This window comes from Novosphingobium sp. MMS21-SN21R (assembly GCF_031846015.1).
Taxonomy (GTDB): domain Bacteria; phylum Pseudomonadota; class Alphaproteobacteria; order Sphingomonadales; family Sphingomonadaceae; genus Novosphingobium.
Map to the genome: position 1 here is coordinate 1,229,618 of NZ_JAVRDU010000001.1, position 21,758 is coordinate 1,251,375.

Genomic DNA, 21,758 nt, shown 5'->3' on the forward strand with positions numbered 1-21,758 from the left:
GATGGCGCAGGACCCTTGGGCAGAGTTTGAGGAAGTTCGCCCGGTTGCCGCGCGTGCCCCGCAGCCTGTCATCTCGCTGCCGAACCCTGACAAGCAGGCAGATAATTCGCGTGCGGATCGCGGGCAGGCCAATAGCGACACGACGACCGGCATCGCTGTTCGCGGTGAAGCCCGCGACGTTTCAAACACGGCGTTCCAGCAAACGCAGGATCTGCGCAAGGCTTACGAAAGCACGCCTGAGGTCAAGAATTACCGCGTCGTCATCCCGCAGTTGATCGACGCGCTCAAGACGCCTGATGATGCTTCCGGCGATAACGCGCTGCTTTACGCCTACTCGAAGATCATGGACCCGACTTCGGTTGTCCGCGAAAGCGAGACGGCAAGCGCTGCATCAGGCGCGTCGGTGTTTGACCAGACCGTCGCCAATCTCAAAAAGCAGTTCGGCATCGAGGGTGGTGGGCAACTCGCTCCTGACGTTCGCAAGGGATTGAAGCGCCAAGCGCTCGCCCGCGCGCAAGAGTTGGGCAAAATCTACCGTGCGCAACGCCAGCGCTACACGGACGACGCGGGTGCTTTCGGCATTGATCCGGCACGCGTTATCGGCCCGGATGACTTTGACCCATACCGCGCTGATTTTGAGCGACTGCGGGGTGATGCCAAAGACCCGACGACGCAGGACATTTACGGCGGCGGCGTCCAGTTCGGCATGGACGCGCCGGGGGATCAGCCATTCGACCGCACGCGCTACCTTGAAAGCATTGGCATTCCGGCAGGCAAGGAAGATGCTGTTGTAGGCTTCTGGACGGCCAATAGCGGTAATCCGAACCTGACGCCCCAAGCCGTGGCTGCATGGTATCAGCAGAACGGCATCGCTGTGCCTGACAATGCCTCGCTAATGCAGTCCATCGAGACGGCGCGCAAGCTTGCTCCCGGCACGCGATGGGGCGCAATCGACACCTCGCAGGCTGAGGAAGCCTACCGCAACCAGTTGCGTGGCCAGTTGAACAAAGAGGGCTTCGATCCGACCAGCGGTGGGGCTTATGGCGCGCGTGCGGTCCGAGGCGCTGAAATGGGCCTCACGGATGAAATTCAGGGCATCCAAGGCGGTATTGAAGCCTTGTTCAACAATCGCGGTGTTGCCGATGGCTACCGGCTTGAGCGCGATAAGGTGCGTGAAGCTTACAGCCAGATGGAAGACCAGCAGGGCGCACTTGGCACGGCTGCGGAACTTGGCGGCGGGCTTGGTGGTGCATTGCTGATCCCATCGGGCGCAACACGTGGTGTAAGCGCTCTGGCACGCCAAGGCGCGGTGCAAGGCGCTGTATCCGGGTTCGGCTATGGCGATGGCCTTGGTGGCTCTGTAGGCGGCGCAGTAACCGGCGCAGGCATTGGCATGGCTGGCGGCGCAGCGTTCGGAAAGGGCGGCGAGATGCTGGCGGCGCGTGCTGTTGGTCGTGCTGCGCAGCCGTTGACCGATGGCGGGGAAGTCATTTCAGCAGCCGATCGGTTGAATAGCCAGTTCGGCACCGACATTGCCCCGCTTCCTGCGGACGTAGCCGGTGTGACCACGCGGCGCATTACCGGAGGTGTTGCGCAGTTGCCGCTTGCTGCCGGTTCAATTGTCAGTGGCGGTCAACGTGTTTCGACTGAGGCGCAGGCCGCACTTGAAGCAATCGCTGGGCTTGCTGGCGCTCCTACCACGCGGGAAGCTGCGGGTGAAGCAGCGCTAACCGGTGCGCAGAAGTTCATCAAGAACAGTCGCAACAAGGTGAATGTGCTCTATGCCAAGGCCCGTTCGCTTGGTGGCGATGAGCCGGTTGATCTGGCGGAAGCGCGGAAGACTCTTGACGACAACATTGCCGAACTCTCGCAGACGCCGGGTGGTGCTGACGGGCTGACCGCAATGCAGGCTCTGCGGTCAGAACTGGACAAGCCTTACGGTGTCGAAGCGGTCCGCCGGATGCGCACGCAAATGCGCGACAAGTTTATGAAAGACGGGCTGCGTGGTTCCGACACAGAACGACGCATTGGCATGGTTCTGGACGCGGCTGATGATGACATTACGGCCAGCCTGAATGCGGCGGGCAAGGGCGACGCAGCCCGAGCCTATGCCGAGGCCTCTGCCGCGCACAAGGAGCGCGTGCAGGTAATCGACCAGGTGCTTGCGCCGATCATCGGGAATAAGGGTGATGCTCCGCGTTCTGTTGAGCAAGTCCTGTCTTCACTCGAAACGGCGACGAAGACCAATGGTGGGCGGCTTGGTAAATTCCTTGCATCCCTGCCTGATGAAGACGCGGCTTCAGTTCGTGGCACGTTGGTGCAGGAACTAGGTAAGGCGAACGCAGGCGCGCAGAATGCTGCCGGTGATGCGTTCTCGCTCGGATCGTTCCTGACGAACTGGAACAAGATGAGCAGTTCGGCAAAGTCGCAGATGTTTGGCGGCGAACTTCGCGCGGCACTCGAAGACCTCGCCCGCGTGGCACAGGGCACCAAAGAGGCGCAGCGCTTCGCCAACTCGTCCAACACGGGCAGTGTTATTGGTGGTGTAGCGCTTGGTGGCAATATCGCTGCGTTCTTCTCGTCGCCAGTGGCATCGACTGCGGCAATGCTTGGTCAATTCGGCGCGGGCAAGCTTCTTGCATCGCCCGGTTTCGCACGCTGGCTCGCCAAAATGCCAAGCAATCCGGCGCTGGCTGAAAAGCACGTTGCTGCGCTCTCGAAAATTGCCGCGAACGACAACGTTATCGCGGCGGATGTCGGGGCTTTGCAAACGGAATTGTTGGGGTGGCTTGGTCAATCGCGTTCTGCCGCAACGCCTCCCATCGGCGCTGACCCGGCGTCTTCACAGACGGAAGCAAGGCGACCGCAAGGGGAAGGCCAATGAACCAGCGCCAACGCCATAATTTCTGCATCCCCGGAGAATACGCATGACCGCGCGCGTGGGCAACCCTTTCCCGTTCTTCCTTGATCGTTCAGGCCTCCCGCTCGACAGCGGTTCGGTTTATATCGGGACAAGTGGTGATGATCCCGAACTTTCGCCGGTAACCGTCTATCTCGATGCTGCGCTGACAGTATCGGTGGCACAGCCTTTGCGCGTTATCGGCGGGTTGATCTGCAACGACGGCAATCCGACCGCGTTCTACGTCGCCAGTTCCAACTATTCCATGCGGGTGAAGGACGCGGACGCAGCAGAGGTGTTTTACGTCGCCACGGCCATTATCGGCGGCGATGAGTTCCAACCCCTTGATGCCGATCTGACTGCAATCGCAGCGCTCGCCACAACGCCATTCGGACGGGCTGTCCTGACAGTAGCATCGGCTGCAGCTATGCGCTCCTATATCGGCATTGTTGACAGCCTGCCCCTTAGTGGCGGGGTAGTCACCGGCAATATCGTGCGCTCGTCGTCAGGATCGCACCTGTATCATTCGGACCCGACCAACGTGTCAGGCCGGGTTTTCGTGACGGCCTCAGGCGCTGCCGATCCCACATCGGCAATCGGTGACATCTGGCTGGAACTTGCGCCGTGATCCGGGCGCGCACTCCCTACGGTATCAAGACCGTTGCTTCGGTAAAGGCCCGAACAGCTTCTGGCTTGAAGGCGGCAGCATTCGTCAGCCTGCGAGGCACAACGGCGCTCAAGCGCGTGTTTTCGCAGTCCGGTTCGATCACGGTCAATGCTGACCCGAGTTCGGTCATGGGCGCGGCTGCATTGGCTGCGCCAACCACGATCAGCACGAACGCAACGACAGTTACCGCCAGCGGCGGGGCCGAACCCTATACCTACGCATGGGCCAAAAGCACGGATGACGGCGGCACGTGGTCAATCAATGCGCCAACTGCTGCGACAACCAAGTTCACCTGTTCGGGTGTGGGCGCGGACATTGACTACAACGCCACCTTTATTTGCACGGCGACAGACGCTTTCGGTGGGACGGGCACAATTTCCGTCCCTGCAAGCGTCTCGAATTACGGGGGAATTTACCGATGAACACGTTTGACGACGTTGTTCGTGATCTCGACGGCGTGATTGTCGCGGGCGCGACTGTCTATGTTTACGACAGCGCAGGCGGGCTTGCGGCGCTTCTGGAAAGCGATGGCGTAACCAGTAAGCCAAACCCCCTGACAAGCGACGACAAGGGCCAGGTGAAGGCGTGGCTCGCTGCGGATGGCTTTTACACGGCTGAATATTTCTGGGGCGCTCGCAAGCGCTACGTCAGGGCGAATATCTTGCTTGGGTCCAGCCCGATCACGCAGGCAGAGGACGCGGCGGCAAGTGCAGAGGTGTTTGCGCTTGCGATCCAGCTTTTGGGCGCGGGGATCATCTACAACACATCGGCAGACGGCGTGGCTTTGGTAACAGGCGTTGCGCCGGGTGAATATTTCGTCACGTGGCAAAGTTCGCGCGTTCGGCTCTATCTGAACAACGCTGGTTCGGCACTGGAGAAGGCAGAGTTCGCCACTGATGCCCTGTTGTCGCTGTTCTATTCGAAAAGCGCCGACCTTGCAGGGGTTGGCGGCGCTGCTCTTGTGGGGGCTGCAACCGGTGGCACGGTGGAAGATGCTGTCCAGAAAAAGGGCAGAGCGACCGCGATTGCCGGTTCCAAGATGGCAATCCGATGGCTGCGGGATAGCGCTGCATTCCCCCTTGAGGACGAAGCGAGCATTTGGGCGGGCAAGGTTGCCACGGATCACGGCATTTCGGCCACGTTTACCAGTGCGGACGGGCAAGCGGGTTCGCCTAGCAACGGCCTGTTTGTCATGGCGAACAACAACAGCTGCGCTGGCGATGTTGTGGCGGGCATGTTTGACGCCGTGGCGCGGGCGAATAGCACGGCGGTGTTTGGTGCCAATATCATCGCGCGCGGGACTGGAAAGACGGGCTGCAAGTTCGTCGGCGCGGAAATTGACGTTGAGCCTTCTGCGTCCGACAGTTCAATCAGCGCGAACAGCATCGGGCTGGCAATCAACATATTCAACAAGGCGCTTCCCGGTCCTGCGATCCAGACCGGGAGTGTTGGCGGCGGCACGTTCGATGATGGCATCGTCCTTGGGGGCCTTGCGACCACGGCGACCGGCCTGGCAATTCAGGCGTCGGCGTCGGCGGATAGCTTGCTCAATACCACTGTCGGCACGTTTACCACGGTTGCCCTGTTGCTTGGCAATGACCAGAAGCGCGGCATTCGCCTGTCTGGCACGGCATCGGCGCACGCTTTCATCTACAACGATACGTCGAACAACGTGCGCAACGTTCTCGGCTCCGGTTCGTGGATCTGGCGTAATAATACCAATACAGCCTCGCTTGTGTCGATTGCCGATAGCGCAGGGCAGGCGGTGCTTAACCTTGAAACCAGCGCGGGCGAATACCGCGTGAACGGCACGAAGGTTGTCGGCGCACGCGGCTCGGCAATCACGGCTCCCACTGGCGGCGCGACAATCGACGCAGAGGCGCGCACCGCAATCGGCACCATCATTTCCCGCCTGCAAGCCCATGGATTGACCGCATGACACTCGACAACGAAACACACCGGCATTTCCTCTTGAACGCCATTTCGGCGGCATCGGTTCAAGGCAATCTTGAGCAACTGCGCGCCTTTGTCGCGGTGGCCGACGAAGTGGAAGCCGCAATCAAATCAGCCCCGGTCCTGCCTGCGATGGCGGGCGACGATCTGCACAAGTGAGGTAATCCATGGCGACCGAACCTGTTTACTCCGGCATCACCACCAAGATTGTCGAGGATGTCATTGCTGCAACCGCGTCAACTATTCAGCCGCTGGTTGACGCTGCGACCAACGCTGTCGGCGCGGTTATCCAGCCAGTCGAGTTTGCAATTCAGCCAGATGGCGGGATCGTCGAAGGCTGCTGGTATGGCAAGTTCTTTATCCCAACTGATACGGATTACACTGTCCTGCGGTATTGGGTTTTCTTCGGCACTGGCACGGCTGACTTCCGTATCAACGTCAACGATGTGAACGTCGTTGGTCTTTGGACCGCCACGACGACCAGCGCCAGTTCAGCCGTCGCAATCTCGGGTTTGGCAGGTCAACCCGTATCCTTCCAGTTCGAAAACATCACTGGAACGCCGCTCGGCATCGCAATCCAGCTTGAAGGACTTCCGGCATGATTTTGTATCTTGGCATGGCACTGGCGAACGCGCCTAGCGCAAACATCGCATACACTGGCAATCCTTATGCTGGCCTGCGCTTCGGCGGGGAAAACAATGCCTTTGCCTTTTCCGGGTCCAACGCGGGAACCACTGCAAATGGCTCGCCCATCCTTGGCAGCATCAACGCCCGCGCGGTGCAACTCAACACGCCGAATATCCCGGCCTCGGGTGACTTCGCCTATGTGTTCATTTTCCAGACGCAGCCGGTGGGCGCATCGGCAAGCCGCACGGAAGTTGTCCTTGCAGTTGACGGGCAGACCGCCACGGGCGGAACAGGCGGTTCGCTGCAATTCAAGTCCACCTCGATTGCGACGGGTTCGACGACCGGCGTTACAATCGACACGACCAACTCTGGCAAGATTTCGGTGCGCCGCCAGCATTCAAGCGGGTGGCAGCTTTGGCCGCAGGGCGTGCTTGGCGCTGACCTGACAGGCATCGCTCTTGAGCCTGATACAGCTTACGTTGCCATGATTGCCGTCATCGGCACCACACCGCGCATTTCCTTCGTCAACGTGGCGACGGGCGTTGTCCAGACGCTTGACGGCGGCACGGCTATTTCGGGCACGCGCCCCACTGCGCCACTGTTCAACCTGTTTGGCTGTCTCGGCTCCGGCGCGGACCGGCAGGGCTTTGGCGGGGCTGGCCTTGGCATGATGGTCTACCACGGTGCCGCGCCTACCAACGTGCAGTTGCAGGGCCTCGCATCGGGCACCTACACCGCTGCAACGCTGGCAACGGCGGCGGGGGCAACGCTCGCCTATCACAACACCATGGACTATTCGCAGGTTTCCGGCTCGACCATTCCATCGGCGGTCGGTAGCAATGCCACGATCATCTCTGGCGCGACGGGCTTCGAGGCTGTCACCGGGTTCATTCCAAGCGGCAAGCCGCGCTTCTACCGCCTCGGCAAGTATTACGTCTTCCCGGCTGCTATCGGTGCGACCACGGGCAAGGTGTGGTTTGAAGGCTACGCCAATGCCGGTGAGCAGGTAGCGTGCTGGGTTCGCTACCTCGACGGGACCAGCAGCGCACAGGTCCGGGCAACGGCTGATGGCTCGGGCTATTTCATCACTTCAGCAACGATCCCGGTGACCAAGCCGTTTCGCCGCTCATTCGTCTCGGTGTCTGACCCAACGCGGGTTTGCCACGAATACGACGTTATGACGGTTGACATCAAGACGCCTATCTCGGGCCAGTCGGAAGTCGAATTGCAGTTCACGGCAGCTTGGACAAGCAGCACGGACTTTACCCCTGTTGTGGCACAGACGGGCTTTTCGCAGACTTCGGCGCTCGGCACGGAAGCGGGGCCATGGGCTGCCACAACCGACTTGACCGGCATTGCCTCCAACGCCTTCCGCACGCGCAAGAGCAAGGTTGCCAAGGCTCGCCCTCGCCGTGTTCTTGGCCGTGGATGGACGCTTGGCGACGGCGGTTATGCCACTCTCGCCCGCGTGCTTACCGACCGCAATCGCAGCATTGAACTTATCAATGTGGCGCGTTCGGGCCATGCCGTTGACAACTTCATCTTTGACAAGGTGACGTTCTCGCAGGCGCTTACCCTGACAGGCTCGGGCAGTGGGCCTTATACTGCCACGATCACCCTGACTGATGCGGCTGTTCAGGCGGCATTCGCCTCGACGCTTTCGGCGGGTGACGCGGCGGCTTTGAAGGTCAACTCCAACTTCCGCAATCAGGTGCGTCCCGGCACGTTCTCGCTCAATCTTGGCGGCGGTGTGGTTATTACCGACACAAAGACGAACGACGGCGCAGGCACGCTTTCCGGCACAGGCGTTTCGAGCGGGACGATCACTTACGTTGCGGGCACCGGCACAGGCTCGGCCACTATCTCGATCACGTTCACCGGCACGCCTGCCAGCACTTCGGGCACGCTGACATGGCAGCCCAAACAGGAGACGCAGGAAGCGGGCGCAAGCAACAAGACGGCCAATCTCGACGGCTATGGCGTTCGGGAAGCGCTGGACGACATCTGCACCAACTCGCTGCGCTACGGCTTTTCGTGTGGCATCATCTGGTGGTCAACCGCCAATATCAGCGATGGCAGCGGCGGTTCGGCCATGCGGGCCTCGCTGGCTGCGAAATACGAACTGATGCGCAACCTGCTCAAGTCCTACATTCTGCCAAGCGTGACGGGTGAAGTAGCTGACCCGCCGATGATGGTTTGCGCTAAGGGCCGCGATACAGGCAACACAGGCTCGCTAATCGACAACGCGCGCCTGTTTGCCGATGACATGTGGAACAGCGCGCGCACATGGGTTCGCCGGGGCGGGCACTATTACGACAACCGCCTCGATGTTTCGACCTCGCCACACCAAACCTACAACGATGATAGCGGCCCGCGCATCGGGCGGCGCATGGGGGCCTACATTTCTGGCATCATCGGTGGTTCGCAGATCCGGGAGCCACAATTCCGGGCAGGTGCGGCCACGCGGACAAGTTCAACCGTGCTTACCGTGCCACTGTCCTACATCGGCTCCGGCTTGAACCTGACTGTTGCCAGCGGCGGCGATGCGAACGCGCTTAGCGAGTGGTATGTGGGCGGGGTTGTCGTCGCCAATGACGCGACCACGATTGCCCGCATTGCATCGGGTGGGCAGGCGGTGGAACTGGTCAAGTTGTCCGGCACTTGGGCAACTGGCGCCGAGGACAACGTGACCTATCTCGCGGGCGCACCGGGTTCGGGAACGACCCCGCCTGTCAGCCTGCTTTACGATGATCGCGGTGGTTTCGGCGGTTCGGAACCGGGCCTGCTTGTCGCGCCGAAACTGTCGTGACGGACGCCAGTGCAGTGAATTGGCTCGATCACCTCGCATCGGCAACAGGCTTCGGCATCAGTGGCGGCGCTGGTTTCTTCACGCTCAAGTGGGCGTTCGAATACTTCGGGGGGCGAATGGATAAGCGCGCTGCTGCTCTGGATGCTGGCACGCAGCGACTGATGGAGCGGCTAGAAGCCCGCGTCGATGAACTGACGAAACGGGTAACGACCGTCGAGCGCGAACTGGCCGATTGCCAGAGTAAGCACGCGGAAAGCGAGGCCAAGGCGGCGAGGCTTGAAGCGTTGATCGGTCTGACCGCGACGGGGATGAAAGCCGCATTCCCCGTCGATCCCAAGATGCCAAACGAAATGGCGGTGATGGCCGCGAAACTGGATGGGAAATCGGTATGAGCATCACACTTTCGCAGCGCTCAAAGGATCGGCTCGCAGGTGCGCACCCGGACCTCGCCAAAGTGATCGAACGTGCGGCCGCAATCTCCGACCTCGACTTCACCGTTTTGGAAGTCCTGCGCACGGTAGAACGCCAGCGGGAACTTGTGGCGAAGGGCGCGTCCAGAACGATGAACTCGCGCCACCTTCCGGGCAAGGATGGCAAGTCGCGCGCGGTGGACATTGCCCCCATGATCGGCGGGCAGGTTTCGTGGGATTGGCCGCTTTATCGCAAGCTTGCGCCGATTATCAAGCAGGCCGCTGCCGACGTTGGTGTCCCGATTGAATGGGGTGGGGACTGGCGTTCGTTCAAGGATGGCCCGCACTGGCAATTGCCGTTCGGGAAATATCCATGAACCGCCCGGACCCCCGCGCCGTGGCAGGCGGCGGCATATTCGGCCTCTCGCTGCTCGTGCTGGTCATGCTCTATTTCAAGCCAGCGCTGGGCGACAGCGACCTGTTCAAGATGCTGGCACAGGCGATCATCACGCAAGGCCTGATCGGGCTGGCGATGGCGTTCTACTTCACCGCGCAACATCGTGGCGGGGCTTCTGGCAAGCCCGACGATCCGGTTCACATCGAAGAGGATGGGCCCGATGCTTAAATCCCTGTTCCGCAAACTGGCTCGCAAGGTGGTGGGTAAATCCGCCGCCGAAGTCATCGCAGACAAGGCAGACCGCGCGCTGGTCAAGGAACTGGACCGCAGGACAGGCGGGCTTGCGTCAAAGGCGGATGAGGTGTTTTGAACAACTAAGGGCGGCGCGACCGGGTTCCCCCAATCCATACGCCGCCCTGTGGTGCCGGGGACAGGTGAAATGGAACTTCACCCATCGCCCGGACTTCTAGCCCGATACATGGCACCTAGCGCTAGGTGTGGCCCATGTAGAGCGGGAAACTGTTGCTGCGGCTTATCCGGAGTTTCACCGGGCCGGTTTGCACGCGACCAAAATCACGCTCTGCCGTTCTTCTCGGGTCGCCGCAGCATAGCGCTTATACCCCGCCATGGGTTCCGCTGCAACCTGTCTGCCGATGTGGTCGGGTCAGCCAATTACCAGCGGGATGGGGAAACCCTAGCGTGGCCTATTCGGCCATTCCCAACCGAGAAACGCAGCAGTGCCGGATGCAAGCGCAAACAAACCTCTCCCCCAAGGTTTCCATTCGGATACCTGGACCCAATCCCAAGCGATGAATGAGACGATGAATGTGGTCATGCCAAAAAACAGCAAGACTGCCGATATGGCGCGGATTACTCGCATCTCACTTACTCCAATCGCGGGCTTCGATGGCGGTGGCGATGTCGTCATGGTGCAGGGTTTCGGGCTGGCTGTTCAGCCAATCCACGATCCGCCCCGGCACTTCCCGCGCCTCGGCAAGTTCGGCCTCGACCACAGATAGTTTGACCGTCAAGTGAGACACTTGCTCGGCGTAGTGGTCGCGTTGATGGGTCATTCCGGCAAGTTGGGCCTGTAGCGCTGCGATCTGTTCCGCTGCCGGGGTGGCTGACACCGCGTTCATGGCGTTGGCTGCACAGGCTGCTGAAACGCTGGTCAACTCACTACTCATGTCCCGGTCCTTTCACCCCGACGCAGCGAAACACCGCTGATTGGCGAAATGCAAGCGCGACATAATTCCGCCCGATGAAAATGCACGCGGCTTTCGATGGCATCGGCTGCGCTGGTAGGCATGTGAGGCTGTTTGTGCAGAACAGGAGATACCAGATCATTGCGTCGGTCCTTTCGCGCGGAGGGCTGCTTCACAGATTGCGAGGGGAAGGTGTTCACAATCCTCGGCATCGACGTAAAACTCATCGGGGTCTTCGGCCATAAGGTGCATATCATTGCCAGCCAGGCCAACGTGCCAAAGCATATCGTCTGTGCGGCGTATTTCGATGCTATCCCACCCTTCCGGCACCAACATCAATGCGGCATCGGTGTAGGCTTCATCGTCGAGGAAGCGGTAAAAGCGGAAAGCGTGCAAATCACTGACTGCACATTCCTCTGAGGTGTGATCTTTGGACCGCAGGCTCGGGAATAACTTCCTGTAAGCCGCATCCAACACCTCCCGCACATCCGGCGATGCTTGATCTATGCGATCGGTGGTCATGCTTCGTCTCCGAGGGCTTGGCGGGCTGCGTCGATGTAGGCATCAACCTCGCTCGGTGCGTAGCGCACGCCATGAAACTCGTCTGGCACCGATATGTAGAAGTTGTGCGGTGGGCAGCTATGGTCGCGGAGCCAGCGGTAACGGGCGGCATCCGCTTCCACATCACCCGCCTGCGCAACGATCAGTTGGCCGGTGCGGTGAAGTGCCGCGACGATCTCATCAGCGTGAGCGACCATATGTGACCGCAGCGCAAAAGCATCGGCGGTCGTGCTATCTGGCTTACGGTATGCGGACAGCAGCCCTTCCAGCGTCTTTGCAAGGTCCATTGGGTTGGTCATGGCTTTGGCTCCGGTCGATAGGCGATGGCCCGCGCTTGGTCAGGGGTGGTCATGATTCACCTCGATAGGCTGCGAGGGCGGATTCGGCTCGCTCGAAGTCTGCAAGCGACAGATTACCGATATTGTAACCGCCGATCTGTGTGACGAAAAATTCATCATGGTCGTTCTGCAATGCCGACGCGGATTCGCGCGCTTCTTCGGCCAATGCTGCGAACGGCTCCAGCGCCTCAACCAGCCCATCGTCAGGAACGGCAGGCGGGTGCGCGTAGAACCTCGTCACCTGCGCGGTAACTCCAGGCCACATTCCAGTAATATCAATCCAGTGTTCTCCGCCGATCCAGCGATCAGGGAAATCTTCACTCGCCTCAAAAAATGCAATATCCCATGTAGCGCTAGGATTGTGGATCAGGATCGTCTGTTCACCAAGCATATCATCGCGAACAGGCAAGCGATCTATAAATGCCACCATTGGCAATTCCATAATGGTAGCAACAGGCGTCGGATCGGGCGTGCGGGTGGCGAGAATGTCGCGCTCGAAACGGGCGAAGGCTTGCCGCATCTCGCAGTCATCTCCAAGATGCTGGCTGAAACGTGCTAGGCCGTAACCACCTTTCTGGTTCATCCATTCAACCAGCCTGCGTGAAATCGCATCAGCCGCTTCTCGCGCACGCTGGCTCACTTCCGGTTCGGTCTTGTCGGTCATGGTCGGTCCTTCGGGGTGTGGGGGAGGTGTTCGCCGCAAAAGTCATTGATCGCCATGACCGGGCGGTATTGCTCAAAGCTGGTCGGACCTAGGCGAAGAGGCGGATAGCGTCGGCACGGTCCCGGATCGTAGACGCGACCTGAAACCCGTCCGCCCCACCACCGGCAAGTCTCGCACTTATCCATGACCGGCATCCTTGGCCTGTTTGAGCGTATAGGCTGGAACCCAGTGATTGCCGTCGAATGCCCAAACCTTGGAAAAGGGTCTGCGCCAAGTCACTCGCCAACGGCCCCAAAAGAATCCGCCTGCATTGCCGCATCGCACAGGCACAAACTTACATGGAGGCTTTCGGAGCCGTTCAATTTGCAAGATCGGTGCGGGGTTTTTCACAAAGTAGCGGAAGACAATGTTATCCATGACCAGCCTCGCGGGATTTTAGGGCGCGGAAGCCAGCGAGCGTCCGCATGGCGTTAAGCTGCTCAAGCGTCATATCTACGGTGACGCAGCCATTGTGATCGACCGGCGGTGCGACTTCACCGGCCCACTTGATTGCCCCCACCAGTTCCGCCTCAGCTGAGGCTTTTCCTGCCTGATAGAGTTTGTTCCGCTGGCGGCTAATCTCGACGCAGACATCATTCACGGACAAACCTTCGCCGGTAGTGCTGCCCATGGTTGCGTGGCTGATGATGTTCCGGCGTTCAGCCCGCGCATGCTCCTCGCGCTCTGCAAAGGCGCGCTGGGCGTAGAGTGCGACAATATCCAGTGATGCTGGGCCGGTCAGTAATCCAGCGCCATGCAGTGCTTGTGCGAAATCTTCCGCCCACTGCTCGGGCTGTTCATCGGTCATGGCTTGGGTTCCTGGATGAGGTGAGCGCGGACGCGAAGGCCGATAGGGGTAAGTCGCGGCGGCCAGTGTTCCGTAAGGCCATGCCGATGAAGCGCGCGAAATGTCGTCGTCGCGATACGCAAACCCGTTGGGTAAAGTGACGGGATTACTCCGTTTGAAGCGCACAACATGGCGCGTTTCTGCGTGTCGCTCAGCCCCTTCATAATGTCTTCGATGCTATCCATTGGTTATCTCCGGGGTGTGGGGCTGATGCTCTCCGCAGTAGTCGGACGGCTGAATGTTCTGCGGAAAGATGCTGCCACAAGCATCGTTGAAGATCGGAGCACGGCGGCGGCATTCTCCCCGCTCAGCGTAGAACCACCGGCAAGTCTCGCACCGCATAGGCTTTACATCAGACATGGGGTGGCTCCTTTGGGGTGGCGGGCGCATGAACCGGGCTGGCAGGCTTGGGGGAATTACAGAGCGAGCATCGCCGGGTGCAGTAGTCGCATCCGTATTCAGGATCGACGCACGCCCATTCCTCGACGCAATCAGATACGAAGCCTTCGCCGCCGCATTCGTAACAGCCATCATCAATGTCGTCGTAGTCGTCAGGATCGGGACGCCCATCATTTCCCATGATCGTCACCTTTCACGCGGGTAAGGAGAGCGGAAAGGCGATCATAATCGTCACCATGCACGCAGCCGGTCATCCATCCGTCATGGCCCCTGCGCTCAAGTTCGCTGAGAACAGCGCGCGCCGCATCCACCAGTTCGTTGTTTGCTGATGCGCCGGGGTATAGCGGGGTTTCGGTCGGGGTCTGCTCGTATGCGCATAGGTCGTCATCGCGCTCCAGTTCCAGCCAGACTTCACCATCAACTGCATACATCCAAGCAACCGGCTCCCCGACCTCGCCATAAGCGACTCCGCCGTCGAAAGGCTCATGCTCTGCGCGGATGCCGTCGGGGGTGAATTGGATGTAGATCATTTGGGTTGCTCCGAATAAATAGGAAAGCCATAACGCAGGCTGTCTTGGCGATCCCACCGCTCAATAAGCGTTTCCATCGCGGCCAATGACAGGACCGAACCACCCATCGGACTGATTACCGGGCGAGGTTTATCTTGGCGCTTTTTCCGGTCCACCCATGACCGATATTCAGCCTGGTGCTTCGCCCGCGCCTTGGCTTTGCGCTGCTTATGAAAAGCCTTCGCTTGTCGGTTCCGCCCCTCACTCACGACCCTGCCTCCGCTTTGGTGATGGCTGATCGGGCGGCTTGCAGTGGTTCGGGGAAGTCGCCGCAAAGTTGATCGTCAACAATCTCGACCAGAGCCTTCAACGCCTCAAGCAGTTCGGTATCTACCGTGCGGGTGTTCCAGGCGGTGATGGCCTCGGCTTCGGTGGCTCCATAAACCCAAATCAAATGGCTCGGGTCACTTCCCGCGCAGTTAACGCCCCAAGCGCCGCCACGATTCCGGATAAGAGGATCATCACGACATATAGGACAAGCCTTCAACTCTCCCGGCGTATGTGTGGGGTTAGGCATCTTGGCCTCCGTTGGTGAGGGTTTCATGCGACGAACGCCGGTTGGCCGTTGAGCGGCTTCCACTTGATGGCAATCCAGCCCTTTTCGGGGCGATGCACCCAACCGTCCCGGTCAACGACACGATGCGATCCGCTTTCCAGCACAAAAACAGTCATTGGATCGGGGACGCTATACTCCGCGCCATCGCCGTAAACGTAGGTCCGAACCTCTTCACTTGAGGTGTCGATTTTTGTGGTCATGCGGCGGTCCTTTCAAACAGGAGTTTAGGCTCGATGGGATGCTTGTCGGCACGCGGGCGGCTCGGCACGCTCCACGACTTACCCGGCGTCTCTGCGATCATCTTCCAGCCAGCAGCGACCAGTGACGTTCCTGGCTCTCGCTTGAGAATGTATGTTCCGATACGGCGATACCCGAGCGCGAACGCAGCCCGAGCAGCTGCACCGTAGAGAAATGAGCATGCGTTCGGCGTGCCGTCTGTGCAAAGCCGGGTGACTTCCAAGGTCATGCCATCGTCGCGGCGGCGAGCAACTGGACGGCCCACGATGACCACGCCCACCAGCCTGTCAGCAATCATGGCGGCGATGCTGAATTTGTGACCCTGCGGCGGGGTATGGTGCCGATGCAGTTGGCGCACGAACTCCGAAGCGTCCTCAAACGCGATTGGCGCGGCCACGATGCGCCCACCCGCTCCCCCGCCACATTCCAAGCCATTGCCCGAAACCGAAGATGCTGCCCCGGTGTGATCGGACGAAACGCCCGAAACATCGGGGGTCGCGGTTAACGCTTTTTCAAGGGGGATCATGCGACCAACTCCCCGTTCTTGTCCTTGGTTAGCTTCTCGCCGTCCGCGTAAACGGCGTATCGGTCGCCAGCGTAGTAAGCCCCATACCAAGCCATGATCGCCGCAATGCTGGCCGCGTCGCAGCGAACCGCCGCGACTTTCGGTGCCGCGTCGCTGTTGACGAACCTTAGTTCTATGGGGTTGCGCTCGCCCATCTCGGGCGCGATATTCAGATCATCCATGGCGCGGTTCCTTCGCGTTTGTGGTCAGGGCTGGGGAGAGATTGGCGTCTCTTTCTAGCCCGAAATGGTTTGCCATCGAGTTCGGGACGCGGCGGTTTTCCGTAGGCCGGAAACACAGGTTCGCCATCGCTAACTCATTGACGCGGCTAGAATAGCTGAATCCAGCCCTGTCCACCACTTGCTTGCATCAGCTTAAAGCCGGAACGACCGGTTTGCCCGTGCGACGAGCCGGGCCAACTTCGCTTGTCCCACGGGACTGCAGGCCCTAGATGAGTTCGATGTCCGGAGAAATTGTCGATAACCGTGGTCGCGGTACTGCCGGGTGGTCTTGGCCATCCGTTCATCCAGAAGGCCGTAAATTCGCGCTGATCGCCGCTGGGCTGAGCGCGGGTGCTGCGGTCATGGCATGGGAGACGTTTGCTTGGCCGCTGGCGTTCCTGACACTGGGCATTCTCGCATTTTTCCGTGACCCGGTGCGGGTCACGCCGCGTGACGATCGCTCGGTGTTCGCCCCTGCCGATGGCCTCATTACCCAGATTCAGAAAGTTGCGCCCCCGCGCGAACTCTGCGCAGACGATGGCAGCGGCGTGCGCGGCCTGCCCGACGCCCCGGTCACGCGCATTTCGATCTTCATGTCGGTGTTTGACGTGCACATCAACCGGTCACCGATTGCAGGGACGGTCCGCCGCGTCATCTACATACCGGGCAAGTTCCTTAACGCCGATCTCGACAAGGCCAGCGAAGAGAACGAGCGTCAGCACTTCCTCGTCGAACGCACCGATGGTGTGCAGGTCGGGTTTACCCAGATCGCGGGCCTCGTTGCCCGCCGCATCGTGCCTTTTGCCAAGGGTGGCGATATCGTCGCATTGGGCCAGCGCATCGGATTGATCCGCTTTGGCAGCCGGGTCGATGTCTATCTTCCCGCGGGCACCGAACCCAAGGTGCTGATGGGCCAGAAGACGGTGGCAGGCGAAACCGTATTGGCCGAGATCGGCCAGGCCCCCATGATCGAAGGCGTAGCCCAATGAACTATCCGCCAATGGACGATCTGAACCCGACGCACCCCACCCGGCGTGGCCGTCTTCCCGGTGGACTCACTCTGCGGGCCATGACGCCCAACGCCATCACCACCGCAGCGTTGTGCTCGGGCCTGACGGGCATCCGTTTTGCCGTTACGGCAGCCTCGGGCACCGATCCGGTGCTGGTGGCGGAGGACTGGCGCAAGGCTGTGGCCGCAGTGATCATCGCCGGTCTGCTCGATGGCATCGATGGGCGCATAGCGCGCCTGCTCAAGGCGCAATCGCGTTTCGGCGCCGAACTCGACAGCTTGGCCGACAACGTATCGTTCGGCGTAGCACCAGCGCTTATCCTGTTCCTGTGGTCATTGCAGGAAGCGCCGCGTGTCGGCTGGTTTGCCGCGCTGGCGGTGGCGATTGCCTGCGCGCTCAGGCTTGCCCGGTTCAATGCCCGCATCGATATCGAGGATCAGCCGCACAAATCGGCGGGTTTCCTGACCGGCATTCCCGCCCCGGTCGGGGCAGGGCTCGCTTTCCTGCCGCTCTATCTGTGGATTGCCACCGACAATCCGGTGTTCCGCCTGCCGATCGTGGTCGGCCCATGGCTCGTCCTGATCGCATTCCTGATGATTTCGAATATCGCCACGCTCAGCTGGACTTCAATCCGACCTCGACGGAGTGTGCGGCTTGAACTCATCGCGCTGATGGGGCTGGTGATTGCGGCTCTTCTGACCGAGCCGTGGCTCACACTCGTTGGCATCAGTGTCGTCTACGTGCTGTCTCTGCCAATCGGCGTGTTCCGTTACGCCAAGGTCAAGCGGCAACGCGCAGCGAGCGCGCGGAGCGAACAGCTTCCACCTGCTTGACCGAGCGGCGCACCACGCGGCGTGGCGGCTGTGCAACCGTCGCTCGTGCCATGTCCGGCCCATTGCTGATGATTGTCACCAGAAACTCGCGGTCCTGCTTCAACGAGCGGTAGTCCGCCAGCAGACTGGCGATCTGCGCTCGCCGTCCCTGCATCGTCACAATAATGGCGCCAATCGCAAAGGTTGCGGCTGCGGCGAAGACGAGGCTTGTGAGAAGAGCGAGCATTGGCGCGTTTCCTTGGCTTTCTTTCCGTTCGGCCCATTCCTGACATTCTCGGGAAAGACCTGTGGAAAACTTGTGGATTGCGGTATGGTTCCTGCCGGGCCGATGAACTGATTCGGCTATGGACCTAATGTTCTCTTTTTGTTCCGTTCCGTCAAGCGCTAAAAACGGCGTGGCGTGGTATGTCGTCGATGAATGACCGCACCAGGCCCGCAAATTCACACGATTTCCGACTGGATTTACCGGGAAGGCTGGTCTAAGGGCCGGCCCGCCGAAGGGTTCTTGTGGGCATGGTGTCCATGGGCGAGAGCGGCAATCCACACGGGAAGCGACTTCACCGGTGCCGACAGCGGGATCTCCGCGCGGTTCTGAGCTTCCCGGAGGTTTAACCGGAAAGGAATTCTCTTATGGCGGCACCCGTCGTCACGATGCACCAGCTCATTGAAGCCGGCGCGCACTTCGGTCACCAGACCCACCGCTGGAACCCTCGCATGAAGCCTTATATCTTCGGCGCGCGCAACGGCATCCACATCCTCGACCTGTCGCAGACCGTTCCGCTCATGGCGCGCGCTCTCGAATTCATCTCGGCCACTGTCCAGGCAGGCGGCAAGGTCCTGTTCGTCGGCACCAAGCGCCAGGCGCAGGAGCCGATCGCACAGGCAGCCCGCGCGTCGGGCCAGCACTTCGTCAACCACCGTTGGCTGGGCGGCATGCTCACCAACTGGAAGACGATCTCGGGCTCGATCAAGCGCTTCAAGGCACTTGAAGAACAGCTTTCGGGTGACACCACCGGCCTCACCAAGAAGGAAGTCCTTCAGCTCACGCGCGAGCGTGACAAGTTCGAACTGTCGCTTGGCGGCATTCGCGACATGGGCGGCATTCCTGACGTGATGTTCGTGATCGACGCCAACAAGGAAGAGCTGGCGATCAAGGAAGCCAACGTTCTGGGTATCCCGGTCGTCGCCATCCTCGATTCGAATGTCTCGCCCGAAGGCATCGCTTTCCCGATCCCGGCGAACGACGACGCAAGCCGCGCCCTGCGCCTCTACTGCGAAGCCGTTGCTGCTGCTGCAACCCGCGGTGGCCGTGAAGCCGTGATCGCTTCAGGTGCCGACCTTGGCGCCATGGCCGAGCCTCTGGCTGAAGAAGCCACTGCAGAAGCCGCCGCCGAGGCCTGATCCGGATTTTCGTGTGACGGCGCTGCAGCGCGGCGCCGTCACCGAATTGTCCCGGATGTGATTTACGGGCCGCGGCAGTGCTGCGGCCTTCCTACGTTTTCAAGATAAAGGATCAACGCGATGGCTTACACCGCCGCTGACGTGAAGAACCTGCGCGAGCGCACCGGCGCCGGCATGATGGACTGCAAAAAGGCTCTCGACGAAGCCGGTGGCGATTTCGAAGCTGCGGTTGACGCACTGCGCGCAAAGGGCCTCGCTGCTGCCGCCAAGAAGTCGAGCCGCACCGCGGCTGAAGGCCTCGTGGGCGTGGCCGTTTCGGGCACCAAGGGCGTTGCCGTCGAAGTGAACTCGGAAACCGATTTCGTTGCCAAGAACGAGCAGTTCCAGGACTTCGTCCGCAAGTCGACCGAAGTTGCGCTCAGCACCGGCGCTGCCGATGTCGAGACGCTCAAGGCTGCCGCCTATCCCGACGGCGGTACCGTTTCGGACAAGCTGACCAACAACGTCGCCACCATCGGCGAAAACCAGCAGCTGCGCCGCATCAAGCACGTCTCGGTCACCAATGGCGTGGTCGTGCCTTACATGCACAACGCTGCTGCTCCCGCTCTCGGCAAGATCGGCGTGCTCGTCGCGCTGGAATCCGAAGCTGCTGCTGACGTTCTCGAAGGTCTTGGCAAGCAGATCGCGATGCACATCGCCGCGGCTTTCCCGCAGGCGCTCACCGCCGATGACCTCGACGCAGAGCTGATCGCGCGCGAACGCAAGGTTGCCGCTGAAAAGGCCGCCGAAAGCGGCAAGCCTGCCGAAGTCCAGGCCAAGATGGTCGATGGTGCCGTTTCCAAGTACGCCAAGGAAAACGCGCTGCTGTCGCAGATCTTCGTGATGGACAACAAGTCGACCATCCAGCAGGTCGTCGATGCTGCCGGCAAGGCCGCTGGCGCCAAGATCGCGCTGGTAGACTATGTCCGCTTCCAGCTCGGCGAAGGCATCGAGAAGGAAGAAACCGACTTTGCTGCCGAAGTGGCTGCTGCTGCCGGCATCAAGTAAGCTGCCAATACCGAACCCCGCGCGGGCGGCTTGCATTTGCAGGCCTGCCGGTGCGGGGTTTGTTATGTCTGTTTATTGCGCGCGCCCTTGGCACGGCCCTTTACGGGGGTATAAGGGCGGCCAATTCCCTCCCGAGACGAGTTCGACGCACCCATGAGCCTGCCCACTTTCAAGCGCATCCTCCTGAAACTTTCGGGCGAGGTGCTGATGGGAGAACAGCAGTTCGGGATCGACACCGACTATGTCGCCCGCCTTGCACAAGAGGTGAAGGACGCGCGCGACAGCGGTCTTGAAATCTGCCTCGTGATTGGCGGCGGCAATATCTTTCGCGGTATGGCAGGCGCTGCAAAGGGCATGGACCGCGCCCAGGCCGATTACATGGGCATGCTCGCCACGATCATGAACGCGCTGGCGATGCAGAACGCGCTTGAGCAGATCGGCGTCGAAACCCGCGTCCAGTCGGCCATTCAGATGGACGAAGTGTGCGAGCCGGTGATCCGCCGCCGCGCCGAACGGCACCTTGAAAAGGGCCGCATCGTCATTTTCGCAGCCGGAGTCGGCAGCCCCTATTTCACCACCGATTCCGGTGCAGCCTTGCGCGCTGCCGAGATGAAGTGCGACGCCCTGTTCAAGGGCACCAGTGTCGACGGCGTTTATAATGCCGATCCCAAGAAGGATGCATCGGCAAAGCGTTATGACGCAGTCGATTACGACACGGTGCTTGCAGACAATCTCAAGGTCATGGACGCCAGCGCCGTGGCCTTGTGCCGGGACAACAGCATTCCGATCGTCGTCTTCTCGATCCGTGAGCGTGGCAATCTTGCTCGCGTCCTCTCGGGGCAGGGGACTCAGACGGTCGTCCAGAAAGGAGCCTGAACCATGGCGAAATACGACAAGACCGATCTCGAACGCCGCATGAAGGGCGCGGTCGAATCGCTCAAGCACGATCTCGTCGGCTTGCGCACGGGCCGCGCCAACACCGCGCTGCTCGAACCGATCATGGTCGACGTTTACGGCGCACACATGCCTATCACCCAGGTCGCCACGATTTCTGCCCCCGAACCGCGCATGCTGACCGTGCAGGTCTGGGACAAGGCGAGCATCGGCCCGGTGGAGAAGGCGATCCGCTCGGCAGGCCTCGGCCTCAACCCGATCAACGATGGCAACACCCTGCGCCTGCCGATCCCGGATCTGACCGAGGAACGCCGCAAGGAACTGGCCAAGCTTGCAAGCAAATATGCTGAAAACGCCCGCATCGCGATCCGCAACGTAAGGCGCGATGGCATGGATGCGCTCAAAGCTGATGAAAACAAGAAGGAAATCTCGGAAGACGAGCGCAAGCGCGCCGAAACCGACCTTCAGAAATTGACCGATGAAATCATCAAGCAAGCCGATGAAGCCGCTGCCTCCAAGGAAAAGGAAATCCTCGGCAAGTGAGTCCATCCCCGGCCTCGAACGTCCCCGCCTCGAATGGTGATGGCGTGGCCGGCGGCGTGCGGCACGT

The 21,758-nt window shown here is 60.5% G+C and carries 30 protein-coding genes; 17 read left to right on the forward strand and 13 right to left on the reverse strand.

Annotated elements, in window-relative coordinates:
* Position 1: 1 nt before the first annotated feature.
* From RM192_RS05985 to RM192_RS06035, 11 genes are read left to right on the forward strand one after another with little or no spacing between them, the layout of a single operon-like run.
* Positions 2-2,884, forward strand: coding sequence for a hypothetical protein (locus RM192_RS05985; protein ID WP_311506638.1), 2,883 nt, complete (start codon positions 2-4; stop codon positions 2,882-2,884).
* Positions 2,885-2,927: 43 nt separating this feature from the next.
* Entirely contained in the window at positions 2,928-3,527 is a 600-nt protein-coding gene (locus tag RM192_RS05990; RefSeq protein ID WP_311506639.1) for a phage tailspike protein, read from the forward strand.
* A complete protein-coding gene (locus tag RM192_RS05995) occupies positions 3,524-3,988 on the forward strand; it encodes a hypothetical protein (protein ID WP_311506640.1) in 465 nt (154 codons plus the stop codon). Before RM192_RS05990 ends, RM192_RS05995 begins: the two co-directional genes overlap by 4 nt.
* Complete coding sequence (locus RM192_RS06000; RefSeq protein ID WP_311506641.1) at positions 3,985-5,505, forward strand: hypothetical protein; 1,521 nt, start codon at positions 3,985-3,987, stop codon at positions 5,503-5,505. Before RM192_RS05995 ends, RM192_RS06000 begins: the two co-directional genes overlap by 4 nt.
* Complete coding sequence (locus tag RM192_RS06005) at positions 5,502-5,678, forward strand: hypothetical protein (RefSeq protein ID WP_311506642.1); 177 nt, start codon at positions 5,502-5,504, stop codon at positions 5,676-5,678. The genes RM192_RS06000 and RM192_RS06005 overlap by 4 nt, the downstream gene beginning before the upstream one ends.
* Positions 5,679-5,686: 8 nt before the next feature.
* The gene (locus RM192_RS06010) at positions 5,687-6,121 is read left to right on the forward strand and encodes a hypothetical protein (protein ID WP_311506643.1); all 435 of its coding nucleotides are present in this window, start codon (positions 5,687-5,689) and stop codon (positions 6,119-6,121) included.
* Entirely contained in the window at positions 6,118-8,955 is a 2,838-nt protein-coding gene (locus RM192_RS06015; protein ID WP_311506644.1) for a hypothetical protein, read from the forward strand. Before RM192_RS06010 ends, RM192_RS06015 begins: the two co-directional genes overlap by 4 nt.
* Complete coding sequence (locus tag RM192_RS06020) at positions 8,952-9,347, forward strand: hypothetical protein (protein WP_311506645.1); 396 nt, start codon at positions 8,952-8,954, stop codon at positions 9,345-9,347. Before RM192_RS06015 ends, RM192_RS06020 begins: the two co-directional genes overlap by 4 nt.
* A complete protein-coding gene (locus RM192_RS06025) occupies positions 9,344-9,742 on the forward strand; it encodes a M15 family metallopeptidase (protein WP_311506646.1) in 399 nt (132 codons plus the stop codon). The genes RM192_RS06020 and RM192_RS06025 overlap by 4 nt, the downstream gene beginning before the upstream one ends.
* Positions 9,739-9,990 (forward strand): hypothetical protein, encoded by a 252-nt coding sequence (locus RM192_RS06030; RefSeq protein ID WP_311506647.1) that lies wholly within the window; start codon positions 9,739-9,741, stop codon positions 9,988-9,990. The genes RM192_RS06025 and RM192_RS06030 overlap by 4 nt, the downstream gene beginning before the upstream one ends.
* A complete protein-coding gene (locus RM192_RS06035) occupies positions 9,983-10,132 on the forward strand; it encodes a hypothetical protein (protein ID WP_311506648.1) in 150 nt (49 codons plus the stop codon). Before RM192_RS06030 ends, RM192_RS06035 begins: the two co-directional genes overlap by 8 nt.
* 511 nt (positions 10,133-10,643) lie before the next feature.
* Here the strand turns inward: RM192_RS06035 and RM192_RS06040 are convergent.
* From RM192_RS06040 to RM192_RS06095, 12 genes are all read right to left on the reverse strand, one after another.
* Positions 10,644-10,949, reverse strand: coding sequence for a hypothetical protein (locus RM192_RS06040; protein WP_311506649.1), 306 nt, complete (start codon positions 10,947-10,949; stop codon positions 10,644-10,646).
* A gap of 156 nt (positions 10,950-11,105) precedes the next feature.
* On the reverse strand, positions 11,106-11,489 hold the full coding sequence (locus RM192_RS06045; protein WP_311506650.1) for a hypothetical protein: 384 nt from the start codon (positions 11,487-11,489) through the stop codon (positions 11,106-11,108).
* The gene (locus RM192_RS06050) at positions 11,486-11,827 is read right to left on the reverse strand and encodes a hypothetical protein (RefSeq protein WP_311506651.1); all 342 of its coding nucleotides are present in this window, start codon (positions 11,825-11,827) and stop codon (positions 11,486-11,488) included. The genes RM192_RS06045 and RM192_RS06050 overlap by 4 nt, the downstream gene beginning before the upstream one ends.
* A gap of 49 nt (positions 11,828-11,876) precedes the next feature.
* Positions 11,877-12,530 carry a hypothetical protein gene (locus RM192_RS06055; protein WP_311506652.1) on the reverse strand — a complete coding sequence of 218 codons (654 nt, stop codon included), beginning with the start codon at positions 12,528-12,530 and terminating at the stop codon, positions 11,877-11,879.
* 409 nt (positions 12,531-12,939) lie between these two features.
* Positions 12,940-13,377 (reverse strand): hypothetical protein, encoded by a 438-nt coding sequence (locus RM192_RS06060; protein WP_311506653.1) that lies wholly within the window; start codon positions 13,375-13,377, stop codon positions 12,940-12,942.
* Positions 13,378-13,768: 391 nt separating this feature from the next.
* A complete protein-coding gene (locus RM192_RS06065; RefSeq protein ID WP_311506654.1) occupies positions 13,769-13,996 on the reverse strand; it encodes a hypothetical protein in 228 nt (75 codons plus the stop codon).
* On the reverse strand, positions 13,986-14,345 hold the full coding sequence (locus RM192_RS06070) for a hypothetical protein (protein ID WP_311506655.1): 360 nt from the start codon (positions 14,343-14,345) through the stop codon (positions 13,986-13,988). Before RM192_RS06070 ends, RM192_RS06065 begins: the two co-directional genes overlap by 11 nt.
* Positions 14,342-14,593: a hypothetical protein gene (locus tag RM192_RS06075; protein ID WP_311506656.1), complete on the reverse strand. Its 252-nt coding sequence runs from the start codon at positions 14,591-14,593 to the stop codon at positions 14,342-14,344. The genes RM192_RS06070 and RM192_RS06075 overlap by 4 nt, the downstream gene beginning before the upstream one ends.
* A complete protein-coding gene (locus tag RM192_RS20060; RefSeq protein WP_409233789.1) occupies positions 14,590-14,928 on the reverse strand; it encodes a Lar family restriction alleviation protein in 339 nt (112 codons plus the stop codon). Before RM192_RS20060 ends, RM192_RS06075 begins: the two co-directional genes overlap by 4 nt.
* Entirely contained in the window at positions 14,925-15,140 is a 216-nt protein-coding gene (locus tag RM192_RS06085; RefSeq protein WP_311506658.1) for a hypothetical protein, read from the reverse strand. The genes RM192_RS20060 and RM192_RS06085 overlap by 4 nt, the downstream gene beginning before the upstream one ends.
* Positions 15,137-15,703: an XF1762 family protein gene (locus RM192_RS06090; protein ID WP_311506659.1), complete on the reverse strand. Its 567-nt coding sequence runs from the start codon at positions 15,701-15,703 to the stop codon at positions 15,137-15,139. The genes RM192_RS06085 and RM192_RS06090 overlap by 4 nt, the downstream gene beginning before the upstream one ends.
* Positions 15,700-15,924 (reverse strand): hypothetical protein, encoded by a 225-nt coding sequence (locus RM192_RS06095; RefSeq protein ID WP_311506660.1) that lies wholly within the window; start codon positions 15,922-15,924, stop codon positions 15,700-15,702. The genes RM192_RS06090 and RM192_RS06095 overlap by 4 nt, the downstream gene beginning before the upstream one ends.
* A gap of 278 nt (positions 15,925-16,202) precedes the next feature.
* Between RM192_RS06095 and RM192_RS06100 the strand changes: the two genes are divergently transcribed.
* Together RM192_RS06100 and RM192_RS06105 are read left to right on the forward strand one after the other, a co-directional pair.
* A complete protein-coding gene (locus RM192_RS06100; RefSeq protein WP_311506661.1) occupies positions 16,203-16,952 on the forward strand; it encodes a phosphatidylserine decarboxylase in 750 nt (249 codons plus the stop codon).
* Entirely contained in the window at positions 16,949-17,806 is an 858-nt protein-coding gene (locus tag RM192_RS06105) for a CDP-alcohol phosphatidyltransferase family protein (RefSeq protein ID WP_409233790.1), read from the forward strand. Before RM192_RS06100 ends, RM192_RS06105 begins: the two co-directional genes overlap by 4 nt.
* On the opposite strand, the gene RM192_RS06110 is transcribed toward RM192_RS06105, so the two are convergent.
* Positions 17,754-18,032, reverse strand: coding sequence for a hypothetical protein (locus RM192_RS06110; protein ID WP_311506662.1), 279 nt, complete (start codon positions 18,030-18,032; stop codon positions 17,754-17,756). The two genes, RM192_RS06105 and RM192_RS06110, sit on opposite strands and share 53 nt — an antisense overlap.
* 404 nt (positions 18,033-18,436) lie before the next feature.
* On the opposite strand from RM192_RS06110, the gene rpsB reads away from it, so the two are divergent.
* From rpsB to frr, 4 genes are all read left to right on the forward strand, one after another.
* Positions 18,437-19,207 (forward strand): 30S ribosomal protein S2, encoded by a 771-nt coding sequence (gene rpsB, locus RM192_RS06115; RefSeq protein ID WP_311506663.1) that lies wholly within the window; start codon positions 18,437-18,439, stop codon positions 19,205-19,207.
* Positions 19,208-19,327: 120 nt separating this feature from the next.
* Positions 19,328-20,254 (forward strand): translation elongation factor Ts, encoded by a 927-nt coding sequence (gene tsf, locus RM192_RS06120; protein WP_311506664.1) that lies wholly within the window; start codon positions 19,328-19,330, stop codon positions 20,252-20,254.
* Between the two features lie 153 nt (positions 20,255-20,407).
* Positions 20,408-21,130: a UMP kinase gene (gene pyrH / locus RM192_RS06125; RefSeq protein WP_311506665.1), complete on the forward strand. Its 723-nt coding sequence runs from the start codon at positions 20,408-20,410 to the stop codon at positions 21,128-21,130.
* A 3-nt stretch (positions 21,131-21,133) separates the two neighbouring features.
* Entirely contained in the window at positions 21,134-21,691 is a 558-nt protein-coding gene (gene frr, locus RM192_RS06130; protein ID WP_311506666.1) for a ribosome recycling factor, read from the forward strand.
* Positions 21,692-21,758: the final 67 nt, after the last annotated feature.